The organism is bacterium, from assembly GCA_024224155.1.
GTDB lineage: Bacteria > Acidobacteriota > Thermoanaerobaculia > Multivoradales > JAHEKO01 > CALZIK01.
In genome coordinates, this window is the sequence record JAAENP010000016.1 from 19,444 (window position 1) to 30,516 (window position 11,073).

11 protein-coding genes are annotated in these 11,073 nt (G+C 66.3%); 5 read left to right on the top strand and 6 right to left on the bottom strand.

The features are described 5' to 3' along the window. Nucleotides 1–2: 2 nt before the first annotated feature. The 4 genes from GY769_01715 to GY769_01730 all read left to right on the top strand — a co-directional run bounded on the left by GY769_01715 (nt 3) and on the right by GY769_01730 (nt 4,333). Entirely contained in the window at nt 3–1,448 is a 1,446-nt protein-coding gene (locus tag GY769_01715) for an adenylosuccinate lyase (GenBank protein ID MCP4200635.1), read from the top strand. Beyond that, complete coding sequence (locus GY769_01720) at nt 1,448–2,062, top strand: septal ring lytic transglycosylase RlpA family protein (protein ID MCP4200636.1); 615 nt, start codon at nt 1,448–1,450, stop codon at nt 2,060–2,062. Before GY769_01715 ends, GY769_01720 begins: the two co-directional genes overlap by 1 nt. Before the next feature lie 85 nt (nt 2,063–2,147). Further along, nucleotides 2,148–3,503, top strand: coding sequence for a protein kinase (locus tag GY769_01725; protein MCP4200637.1), 1,356 nt, complete (start codon nt 2,148–2,150; stop codon nt 3,501–3,503). Continuing rightward, on the top strand, nt 3,500–4,333 hold the full coding sequence (locus GY769_01730) for a SpoIIE family protein phosphatase (protein MCP4200638.1): 834 nt from the start codon (nt 3,500–3,502) through the stop codon (nt 4,331–4,333). Before GY769_01725 ends, GY769_01730 begins: the two co-directional genes overlap by 4 nt. Nucleotides 4,334–4,576: 243 nt before the next feature. Here the strand turns inward: GY769_01730 and GY769_01735 are convergent, their stop codons facing one another. The 6 genes from GY769_01735 to moaC are packed head-to-tail and all read right to left on the bottom strand — an operon-like array spanning nt 4,577 to nt 10,464. Further along, a complete protein-coding gene (locus GY769_01735) occupies nt 4,577–5,647 on the bottom strand; it encodes a D-alanine--D-alanine ligase (protein MCP4200639.1) in 1,071 nt (356 codons plus the stop codon). Further along, a complete protein-coding gene (gene serA / locus GY769_01740) occupies nt 5,644–7,230 on the bottom strand; it encodes a phosphoglycerate dehydrogenase (GenBank protein MCP4200640.1) in 1,587 nt (528 codons plus the stop codon). The genes GY769_01735 and serA overlap by 4 nt, the downstream gene beginning before the upstream one ends. Before the next feature lie 14 nt (nt 7,231–7,244). Beyond that, nucleotides 7,245–8,321, bottom strand: coding sequence for an alanine--glyoxylate aminotransferase family protein (locus GY769_01745; protein ID MCP4200641.1), 1,077 nt, complete (start codon nt 8,319–8,321; stop codon nt 7,245–7,247). Continuing rightward, nucleotides 8,318–8,767: a hypothetical protein gene (locus tag GY769_01750; protein MCP4200642.1), complete on the bottom strand. Its 450-nt coding sequence runs from the start codon at nt 8,765–8,767 to the stop codon at nt 8,318–8,320. The genes GY769_01745 and GY769_01750 overlap by 4 nt, the downstream gene beginning before the upstream one ends. Then, complete coding sequence (locus GY769_01755; GenBank protein MCP4200643.1) at nt 8,764–9,969, bottom strand: DUF1343 domain-containing protein; 1,206 nt, start codon at nt 9,967–9,969, stop codon at nt 8,764–8,766. Before GY769_01755 ends, GY769_01750 begins: the two co-directional genes overlap by 4 nt. A 3-nt stretch (nt 9,970–9,972) precedes the next feature. Then, entirely contained in the window at nt 9,973–10,464 is a 492-nt protein-coding gene (gene moaC / locus GY769_01760; GenBank protein ID MCP4200644.1) for a cyclic pyranopterin monophosphate synthase MoaC, read from the bottom strand. Between the two features lie 95 nt (nt 10,465–10,559). On the opposite strand from moaC, the gene GY769_01765 reads away from it, so the two are divergent. Then, nucleotides 10,560–11,073, top strand: a 514-nt coding sequence (locus GY769_01765; GenBank protein ID MCP4200645.1) for a glycosyltransferase, incomplete at its 3' end; no start/stop codon positions are given.

Sequence of the window (11,073 nt, forward strand, 5' to 3'; positions counted from 1 at the left end):
CCATGCCTTCCGAAGCTCCCGCATCTCCCCAAAACCCACTCCACGAGCGCTACGCCTCGCGCCAGATGGCCGGGGTCTTCACCCGAGAGCATCGCTACGGCCTTTGGCGACAGCTCTGGATCGCTCTCGCCGAGTCGCAGCGCGACTTGGGGTTACCGATTTCAGACGATCAGCTCGCGGCATTGCGGTCGGTTCGCGACCAGATCGACTTCGAGCGTGTCGCCGAGCTCGAAGAGCAAACCCGTCACGACGTGGTCGCCCACCTGCGCCACTTCGCCGAGCTGGCCGATCGCGAAGCTCCGGGCGCCGGGGGCGTGCTCCACCTCGGAGCGACCAGCGCATTCCTGACCGACAACACGGATGTTCTGCTGACGCGCGACGCTCTCGAAATCGTCGAAGCGCGGTTGACAGCCGCGATCAGGTGTCTCGCCGATTTTGCCGAGTCGACCCGTTCTGTACCCACCCTCGCCTACACTCATCTCCAACCGGCGCAGCTGACCACGTTCGGCAAGCGCGCGAGCCTGTGGCTGCAGGACCTGGACACGGATCTCGATTCGATCAGAAGCGCCCTGGCCACGCTCAAGTGCCGCGGAGCCAAGGGCACCACCGGCACCCAGGCCAGCTACCTGTCGCTCTTCGACGGCGACCACGAGAAAGTGCGCCGGCTGGACCGAGCCGTGGCCGAGAAGCTGGGCTTCGACTCGAGCTGGCCCGTGACCGGTCAAACCTACCCTCGCAAGCAGGATTCGCAAGTCCTGGGCGTGCTCGCGGGCATTGCCGAGACGCTTCACAAGTTCGGCACGGATGTTCGGTTACTGCAGGGCCTGGGAGTGCTCGCCGAGCCCTTCGAGGCCAAGCAGGTCGGCTCCTCGGCCATGGCGTACAAGCGCAACCCGATCCGCTCCGAACGCATGTGTGCTCTGGCGAGAAGGCTGCTCACCGATTCCTGGAACGGGCCGCTCAACGCCGCCACGCAGTGGCTCGAGCGCAGCCTCGATGACTCGGCCAATCGACGGCTGGTGCTGCCGGACGCGTTTCTCACCGCCGACGCCATCCTGGTGCTGGCAACCAACATCGCCGGTGGGCTGCGGGTCGGGCGGGAAGCGGCGGCGACCCTGGTTCGTCGCGAGCTGCCGTTCATGGCCACCGAGAACCTGCTCATGCAGGCCTCCCGGGCGGGTGGCGATCGCCAGCTTCTTCACGAGAGAATCCGCGAGTACTCGATGGCAGCCCACGCGGCCGTCGAGCGTGGCGAGGAAAACCCTCTGGTACACATGCTGCTGGACGATCCGGACTTCCCGCTCGAGCGCTCCGAGGTCGAGTCCTTCCTGCAGCCCGAGCATTTCGTCGGACGGTCGGCCGAGCAGGTCGAGGAATTCTTGACCCTGATTCGAGCCAAGCTGCCCGAGAAACGAGCCGCTGTCGAGCCCGAGCTCGTTCGCGTCTGATGCGATCGCCCGGCGCGCTGCCCTTGGTGGCCACCTTGATTCTCGCGGTCCTCGGATCAGCTTGCACCAGCTCGAGGCGCGCCAGAGAGGGTCACCGAGGATTCGAGCAATCCGGGATCGCGTCCTGGTACGGCCCCGGCTTTGACGGACGAACGACCGCCAACGGCGAGACCTACGACATGGAAACCATGACCGCGGCGCACAAGCAGTTGCCCTTCGGGACGGTCGTGGAGGTGAAGAACCGCGACAACGGAAGAAGGACCCGCGTGCGCATCAACGACCGGGGGCCGTTCGTGGCCGGGCGAATCATCGACCTGTCAAAGGCCGCTGCCCGTGAGATCGGCATGCTCGGTCCCGGCACGGCCAGGGTTCGCCTTCGTGTGGTCGGCCGAAACCCGGCACCGGCAATCTATGCGGTGCAAGCGGGTGCTTTTCGCGACCGCCAGCGCGCCGAGTCGAGGCTCGCGGCCGTGCGCTCCCACTATCGGGACGCTCGGATCGAATCCTCGAAGGGGCTCCATCGCGTCATTCTCGCAGGCCTCTCCAGGCGGAGCGCCGAGGAAGTGGTCCGAAATCTCGAGCGCAATGGCATCGAGTCAGTTGTCATGCGCTGAGTCGCACGGTTTTCTTCGCGGCTGTCCAGGGGGGTTCCAGCCGACCTCCTCCGCGGCTAGGATCACCGTTCGAAGAAGCGGCCCGATGCACCACCCACACGGTCGATCCCCAACCTCGCCCTCTCAAGCCGCCCGCCGGCGGCTTCGCCGCGGACAACGGCTCGGCAAGTACAGAATCCTGCGACGGCTCGGCGAAGGTGGCTTCGCCACCGTCTACGCCGCCCACGACACCATCGAGGGCGTGCGCGTGGCGCTCAAGATACCTCACCCCTCGCTGATCACATCGGAGGTCCTCGACGATTTCTATCGGGAGGTCCGCCTCGCCGCCCGGATGGAGCACCCCCACATCCTCACGCTCAAGAACGCCGACTTCATTGAAGGTCGCTTTGTCGCCGTGACCGCACTGGGAGACGAGACCCTGGGAGAGCGGCTGACGCGGCGCATCGCGACCGCCAAGGCTCTGGAGTTCGCGGAACAGGCTCTCTCGGCGGTGGCCTTCGCCCACGATGAAGGCATCATCCACTGCGACATCAAGCCCGAGAACTTCATCGTTTTCAATGGCGATCATCTCCGGCTGACCGACTTCGGAATCGCCAAGGTGGCGATGCAGACGATTCACGCGTCGGGATCGGGCACGGTCGGCTATCTCGCCCCCGAGCAGGCTATGGGAAAGCCGTCCCCGAGATCGGATGTGTTCGCCCTTGGACTGGTGATCTACAGGATGCTCTCGGGGCGTCTTCCGGAGTGGCCTTTCCACTGGCCTCCCGCCGGGCATCGGAAGATCATTCACAAAGTGGGAGCTCCCATGCTCGAAGTGCTGGCCAAGGCGATCTCCCCGGAGCCGCGCCGGCGTTTTGCCGACGCCGGCAAGATGTCGGCCGCTTTCCGCCGCGCCCGACGGCAAGCTCTCAAGAATCCCGCCCGCCGCCGGTCTCCGATCGGAGCCGGCAGGACGGATCCGGCGTGGCGCACCGTGCAGCGGCGCGAGTTCACGAGACATCACGGTAGAGCTCTGGAGGCCCGACACACGTGCCCGCGGTGCGCTGGGCCGGTGGCGGAGGCCATGACGACCTGCCCGTGGTGTGGCGCCGATCGCGCCAAGCACAGAGGAGAAACTAAGTTCCCGGCGCACTGTCCGCGCTGTGGCCGTGGCATGAAGCTCGACTGGCGCTATTGCCCGTGGTGCTATGGACCGGGGTTCGAGAGCCACGGAGCTCGCACCTACTCGGATCGCCGCTACTCCGGGCGTTGCACCAACCGGTCATGCTCCAGAAAGGACCTCATGCCCTTCATGCGCTACTGCCCGTGGTGCCGGCGAAAGGTGCGGCGGAGCTGGAAGATCCCCGGCGAAAAGAGCGTGTGCCGAAAGTGTCGTTGGGGGATCCTGCCCGGGTTCTGGCGATGCTGCCCCTGGTGCGCCAGCCCCATCAGGCGGCCATGAGCTCTGTCCGGCAAGGCGACGAAACGACCTGGCTCGTCCAGACCGACTCCATGGCTGAAGTTGCCGAGCTGGAGTTGGCCGGCGGAGAGGCGGCCGCGATCACACGCGTCGGTCCCGGCGACAATCGGAAGAACGAAGACGCCGCCGCGATCGTCGCCGCGGGACCCGCAAGCGCCTTGCTGGCGGTTGCCGACGGATTTGGCGGAGCGCCGGCGGGAGAGCGGGCCTCTTGGCTCGCGGCCTCGGAAGTCGCCGGCGCGACTCTGGGCTGTCGCTCCGAAGACAGAACGATTCGAGCTGCCGTCCTGGATGGATTCGAGGCCGCCAATCGCAAGATCCTCGAGCTCGGCATCGGGGCGGCAACGACCCTGGCGGCCGTCGGAATCGAAGACGGCGCCGTGCGGCCTTTCCACTCCGGAGACTCGACGATCCTGATCGTTGGTGGCCGCGGCAAGATCAAATGGCGCTCCGTCGCTCACTCCCCTGCCGGCTATGCGGTCGCTTCGGGCTGGATCGCCGAGCGCGAAGCCCGTCGGCACGACGAAGCCCAAATGGTGTCCAACTATCTTGGTTCGCCGGAGATGCGCATCGAGGTCGGCCCAGATCTCCGGCTTGCGCCGCGCGATACCGTCTTGCTCGCCAGCGATGGCCTGACCGACAATCTGCGGCTCCAGGCCGTAGCCGAGATCGTGGTTCGGGCCCCGTCCCTCGCGGTCGCTCTCGCCGAACTGGCCGAACGAGCTCGCACGCAGATGGCAACCGCGCAGGGCAAGCCGGACGACCTCACCGCGATTGCCTTCCGGCGCCGCTCGTCCGCGCGGAGCAAGTAGCCGTGACCCGGCGATCGCCGGTCGAGTCCGGTTCGAGGGATCATTATCGGCCGCCTCAAGTTGCCGCTCGTGTATCAGGGCGACGCGTTGTTTCATGTCGCTTGCCTCGACGAGTTCGGTCACTCCGGTGTCGATCTCGGGCAAGAGCTGCGACCCGACGACTGGAGCGAGCCCGAGTGATTCTCCTACCGAGGCACCGCGCCGCCGGGACGTGATTCGACCAGCGTCCGCGCGACTTCCAGCCTAGCGCTCGAGGCCCTCGAGAAAGGCCTTGATCTCCCCGTCGATGGCCACTCGATCGCGATGGCGCGCGACCCCCTCATCGACCAAGCGCCCAACCAGATCGACGAGAGGAACTCCCGCGGCTTCCCACAGCTTGGGATACATCGAGATCGAGGTAAAACCGGGCAGGGTGTTGATCTCGTTGACTCTGGCGATGTCACCGTCGAGAAAGAAATCCACGCGCGCCATGCCGGTGCCGCCGATCGCCTCGAAGGAACGCACCGCCAAGCTGCGGACGAGCGCTTCCTCTTCCGGATCCAACTCGGCGGGAATCAGCAGCTCGGCGTCTTCCTCGAGGTACTTGTCGGCATAGTCGTAGAACTCCTGGCCGGGACGGATCTCTCCGACTGCCGAAGCCTCCAGATGCGGATACCCGATGACCGAGCACTCGAGCTCCCGCCCGGTCATCGCCCGTTCCACGATGGCGCTGTCGTCCAAGCGCAAGGCGAGCTCGAGCGAGGACTCGACGCACGCTTCGGTCTCGAGCTTGCTCACCCCGACGCTCGACCCACCGACGGCGGGTTTGATGAACTGCGGGAACCCAAACCGCCGCACCCGATCGATGCTCTCGCCTCGGTCGTTCTCCAGCTCCAGCCGGGTTACCACTTCGTACTCGACGACCGGAATCCCTACGGCTTCGAGCAGCCGCTTGGTCAGAAGCTTGTCCATGGCCACGGCGCTGGCGGTTACGTCGGCGCCGACGTAGGCGAGACCCGCCATCTCGCACAGCCCCTGCAGCGAACCGTCTTCACCCCAGGTGCCGTGGACCAAGGGGAAGACGGCGTCGACGTCGGCATCGAGCAATATCCGCACGCTCGGAGCGATCGCTCCACCCGGCGCGTCGAGAAAATCCACCTCGCCCCGCATTGCCCGCGAGGCTTCGCTCGGAGACAGCCAGCAGCCGTCGCGAGCGATACCGATCGAGATCACCTCGTGACCGGCCTCTTCGAGAGCGGCTCCGACAGTCCGTGCCGACCGAATCGAAACCTGATGCTCGACGCTTCTGCCCCCGAAGATCAGACCGATCTTCATCCCAACTCCACCAACTGAGCCTGGCTGACCTCAGGCAGGTTTCGCAGCCCGTCGAGCACGGTTTCCTCCGGGCGCTGATCCAGGCGCAGAACCGCCACCGCGTCCACGTCTCCCTCGCCCTCCGCGCTGCCGCGAGCCAGGTGGATATCCGCAATATTGATCCCGGCCTCACCGAGCAGCGAGCCCAAACGCCCCACGACACCGGGAACATCACGGTTGCTGAGCAGGAGAAGCCGGCCTTCGGGCCGAAACTCGAGGCGGTACTTGTCATAGCGGACGACTCGCAGATCGGACTCTCCGAAAACCGTGCCAGCGAACTCGACCGTCCCCCCCTCGCCGGTCACCGTGACGCCGACCAGGTGCGGGTACTCACCGGCTTGCCGATGTGTGACCTGCACCACCGCGATACCGCGCCCCTCCGCCAGCTTCTCGGCGTTGACGAAGTTGACCGCCTCGCCGAGAAACGGGCTCAGCGCGCCACGCACCGCAGCGATCGAGACCGGCGTGTGGAGTTCTTCATCCACTCCCCAGAGGTCGACCTGAAGCTTCTTGAGGCTGCCTCCCAGCAGCGAGCTGGCCAGACGCCCGAGCTGCTCGCTCAGCCGCAGATAGGACTCGCCGCCGGGCCCGGCGGCGCGGAACGGCAGGTTGACGGCAGTCACGGAAAGCGAACCGTCGAGTGCGGCCAGAACCATGCGGGCGGTCTGGGTCGCCACTCGCTCCTGGGCCTCGCGAGTCTGAGCACCGATATGGGGTGTGCCGACCACCTTCGGGTGATCGATCAGACTCCGATCCTCGGGCGGCTCGACCTCGAAGACGTCCAGCGCGGCACCCGCCAGATGCCCCGACTCGAGGGCTTCGAGCAGAGCCTTGTCGTCGACGATGCCACCGCGAGCACAGTTGACCAGGATCGAGCCCTGCTTCATCTGGGCGATTCGCGCTGCCGAGATCAGATCCCGGGTCTCGTCGGTGAGCGGCATATGCAAGGTAACCACATCGGCGCGCCCCAGAACGGCCTCCAGGGTATCCATCTCGATGTCCAAGCGCTTGGCGGCCGAAGGATCCAGATACGGGTCGTAGGCCACGATTGTCATGCCGAAGGCCCGTGCGCGGTGAGCAACGGCCTGACCGATACGCCCGAGGCCGACGACCCCCAGCGTCTTGCCGTCCAGCTCGCGACCGAGGAACCGCTTGCGGTCCCACTCGCCTGCGCGCAGGGAACGATCGGCGGCCGGCACGTTGCGGGCCAGCGCCAGGAGCAGAGCGAAAGTGTGCTCGGTTGCGGAGACCAGGTTCGCCGTCGGCGCGTTGACCACCAAGATGCCGAGATCCGTCGCCGCGGCGATGTCGACGTTGTCGACGCCGATCCCGGCGCGGCCGACAACCTTGAGCTTGCGGCCGCGGCGCAGAAGCTCGGCGGTGACCTTGGTTCGGCTGCGAACCACAATGGCGTCGAAGTCCTCCACGATCTCGGGCAGCTTCTCGCGCTCGTCGTCTCCTAGCTGCCTGAGCTGGGCACCCGCTTCCCGAAAGATCTCGAGACCGGACGGGTCCAGAGGATCACAGAGAAGAATCCTATGCATTGATCTACCCTTCCTCACCGGTTTGCGGCCGACGCGGCCACCGCCTCGAACAGGAGCTCCAGGTCCGTACTCCCGATCTCGGCCATGTGGCCAATGCGGAAGGTCGACTCCTTGAGGCGGCCGTAGCCGCCACCAACCAGAAAGCCCTGTTGCGCCAATTTGTCTACGAGCTCCGTCGGCGCCAACTCGGGAGCCGTCTTGAGGCAGCTCACGGTAGGCGACCTCGCGCCCTCGTCGGAAGCATACTCGAAGCCCGCGGCCGCGGCCCACTTTTCGGTCAGATCCCGGAGGTGAACATGGCGTTCCCAGCGCGCCTCGAGGCCCTCGTCCAGAATGCGTTCGAGCTGAGCGTCCAAGGCGTAGATGAGCGGGATCGCCGGCGTGGTGATGGGACCCCCTTCGGCATGCTTGGCTCGGTAGCGCAGAAAGTCGGTATAAAACCCTCGCGTTTCGACCCGAGACATCCGTTCCCAGGCGCGGTCCGAAACGCTGAAGATGGCCAGGCCCGGAGGCAATCCGAGGGCTTTTTGCGAAGCTGTAACCACGACATCCAATCCCCAGTCGTCGCTTTCGACCGGAGTGCCGGCCAGCGACGAAACGGCATCGACCAGCACCAGCGCATCGCTCTCTTCTCGAACCACACGCGCCAGCGCCGCAATTGGATTGAGGACTCCGGTCGAGGTCTCGCAGTGCACCATGGTGACGACTTCGGGCCGGTGCTCCTTGAGTCGCGCCCGCAGGCGATCCGGGTCGACCGCCGAGCCCCACGGAACCGCCAGCTCCTCGCTGGCGATCCCCCTCGAGCGGGCGATGGCGAGCCATCGCTCCGAGAAGGCTCCGTTGACCAAGCTCAGCGCGCTGCGCGGAGCCAGCGACACCAGAGCCGCCTCGAGAGCGAAGGTGGCGCTCGAGGTCGCGATGAGAACGTCTCGCCGTGTGCGAAACACCAGCTTGAGCCGTTCCCCGATCGACGTCCAAAGCTTTTTGAACTCCGGGCTCCGGTGAGGGACGATGGGGCGCGTCATCGCCTTGCGCACCTCCGGATCGACCCATACGGGGCCGGGAGCGAAGTAGCGGACCGGGAGCCTCATTCTGACCCGCTCCCGGACCTCGATTCTGGGCCGGCGGCTCCGCGCAGACGGGGACTGCGAAGCGCCCTCGCCAGCGCCTTGGCCGAAAAGTCCTTCGCGGTCCCATCCTCGAAGCGGACCCGGTAGCCGTCGAGCGCGACCTCGAGCTCGGGAGCCTCCAGCTCACCGCGAATCACGACCAATCGGCAGCCCGAGAAATGCTCTCGCAGCAGGTCCTTCAGTACCTTCGCTCCGCGCACCGGCTTCACCGTGACGACCCGATTCGCCGTCACCCCGACGGCCCTGAGGGCCCCCAGTCTCGCCGCTTCCTCCAGCTCAGCCGGAATTCCGGCATCACCGGCCAGATCCAACCAACCGATCCGCAGGCCGAGATCCGCGGCCGCCGCAAAGAGAGACTCGTACTCGGCGGCCGCGCTCGTCGTTCGCAAGATGTGAATACGCTTCATGCTGTTCCGGCTCCGGCTTCGGGATAGAGAAGAAACGGCCGGCGCGCCTCACGGAAATCGGCTTCGTCTGCGGACCAGCTGGCGATCCACTCCTCCACATCCCCATCCTCCGCCAGCGCTTCTCGCAGCTTGGAGTCGCCGGTCAGCAGATCGATCGCGGGTCGCTCACTCTCGAACTCGTACGGCTCCCTGCGCCATGAAAAGGCCTCCGGTGCGACCACGGAGAGAGAGCGCAGCAGCTCGACGCCGCAACGATACGGCTGGAGCAGCGCCGGGTCTTCGACGAGCCAACACACACCCGAGCAGGGTTCGCCCGCATGCTTTTGATACTGCGGCTTGAACAGCGCCGGCGTAAACCGGGCGCCGGCGAGATTTCGGGCGTTGAGATCGTCGGCCAGAGCCACGGCGTCCACACCCGGTGCTCCGATGAGCTCGAAGGGGCGCGTAGTGCCGCGTCCCTCGGAGAGATCGGTCGCCTCGAGCAGGCAGCCTCCCGGGTAGACCTGCGCGGTCCGCGCCGTCGGGATGTTGGGAGATGGGGCGGACCAGACCCGCCCGGTGGCCGCCCAATCGTCGGCACGGCTCCAGCCCGTCATCGGCCAGACCCGCAGCCCTCGATCCCCCTGGTGCCCGTCGAGAGCCATGAGAACCAGCTCGGCCATGGTCAGGCCGTGACGGACCGGCATCTCGAACGCCCCGACAAAGGAGGCAAAACCGGGACGTCGACGATTGCCCTCGATTACCTCCCCGCCTAGAGGATTCGGTCGATCCAGCAGCCAGACCTCGCAACCGGCCGCCAGTGCCGCTTGCGCGGCCCAGACTCCGGTCGCGGCGTAGGTGTAGTAGCGACTGCCGACATCCTGGAGATCGATGACCACCAGGTCGAGACCGTCGAAAGCCCCTTCGGCCGGTCTGAGCGAGTCTTCAGAGTCACCGTAGAGAGAGACGATCGGCAGGCCGGTCCAGGGGTCGTCATCGTTCGCGGCCGCGACCATGTCCTGCTCGACTCCGTAGAAGCCGTGCTCCGGTCCGAAGAGCCGCGACGGCATCGGAGCCCCGGATCTCGAGAGGGCCAGGTGAATCGGCAGCAGCTCGCGGGACACCGCCGCCGTGTGGCTGAGCAGACCGTAGCGCCGGCCGCTGAGCTGGCCGGTCTGTTCCAGCATTCGGTCCAGGCCGGTATGGAGTTTCGACGACGGCACTCTTCAATCGTCCTGGCCGCCGCCCGGACGCTGGAAATCGCCGGAAACGCCGCCGGACTTGGAATCCAGCCGAAGATCGGTCACCGTCGCCGTCCGATCGACGGCCTTCACCATGTCGTAGAGCGCGAGTGCCGCCAGGGAGCAGGCGGTGAGCGCCTCCATCTCGGCTCCAGTGCGCGCGGTGACCACCACTCGGCTGCGAATCACCAACGCGCCGTCCGCAGGCTCGAAGTCGAGCTGGACATCCTCGGGCGTCAACGGATGGGCCAGGGGGATGAGCTCACCGGTGCGTTTGGCCGCCTGCACTCCGGCGATCCGTGCTACCGCCAGCGCGTCGCCCTTGGGCAACTCGCCCAGACGATCCAGGGTCGAGGGCTCGAGCAGGATCCTGCACGAGGCCGCGGCGACTCGACGGGTCACCGGCTTCTCGGACACGTCGACCATGCTGGCGCGGCCGGCAGAATCCAGATGGCTGAATTTTCTATCGCCGCTCATCGCTCTCCAAGCGCTATCGTACTGCCATTGCCTGGGGCTCGCGACCCGGGGAGCGACGTCTGGCTGCTACCAACCCCTGCTACCATCCAGCCGTTTTGACGCCCCGACCCATCGCCGTGATCATCCCAGTACTCAACGAGGCCTGGGCCCTGGAGAAGAACCTGCCCGGGATCGTATCGGTCGCCGAAGAGGTCATCGTCAGTGACGGCGGCAGCGAGGATGCCAGCCATTGCGTCGCCGAGCGGCTCGGCGCCCGAGTCGTCACCGGGGCGCCAGGGCGCGGACCGCAGCTCAATCGAGGAGCCGGCGCTTCGAGCGCCGACGGTTTTCTCTTCCTGCACGCCGACACCGTGCTGCCGAGCGGCGCCGTCCAATCGGTAGAGAACGCTCTTGCCTCGGGCGCCGTCGGTGGCGGCTTTCAGGTTCGCTTCGCTTCTCCGCGCCCCATCTACAAGCTCGGCTCGCGAATCGTCAACCTGAGGACGCGCTGGTTTCGATCTCCACTGGGCGATCAGGCTCAGTTCGCGACGCGGGCAGCGTTTCACGAAGTGGGCGGGTATCCCGACTGGCCGATCCTCGAGGACCTCGAGTTCATCCGGTGCCTGAAGC

Coding starts and splice junctions, on each gene's coding strand:
- serA (MCP4200640.1), bottom strand. CDS start 7,230: ATGCATAGGATTCTTCTCTGTGATCCTCTGGACCCGTCCGGTCTCGAG.
- moaC (MCP4200644.1), bottom strand. CDS start 10,464: ATGAGCGGCGATAGAAAATTCAGCCATCTGGATTCTGCCGGCCGCGCC.
- GY769_01745 (MCP4200641.1), bottom strand. CDS start 8,321: ATGAGGCTCCCGGTCCGCTACTTCGCTCCCGGCCCCGTATGGGTCGAT.
- GY769_01720 (MCP4200636.1), top strand. CDS start 1,448: ATGCGATCGCCCGGCGCGCTGCCCTTGGTGGCCACCTTGATTCTCGCG.
- GY769_01715 (MCP4200635.1), top strand. CDS start 3: ATGCCTTCCGAAGCTCCCGCATCTCCCCAAAACCCACTCCACGAGCGC.
- GY769_01725 (MCP4200637.1), top strand. CDS start 2,148: ATGCACCACCCACACGGTCGATCCCCAACCTCGCCCTCTCAAGCCGCC.
- GY769_01730 (MCP4200638.1), top strand. CDS start 3,500: ATGAGCTCTGTCCGGCAAGGCGACGAAACGACCTGGCTCGTCCAGACC.
- GY769_01750 (MCP4200642.1), bottom strand. CDS start 8,767: ATGAAGCGTATTCACATCTTGCGAACGACGAGCGCGGCCGCCGAGTAC.
- GY769_01735 (MCP4200639.1), bottom strand. CDS start 5,647: ATGAAGATCGGTCTGATCTTCGGGGGCAGAAGCGTCGAGCATCAGGTT.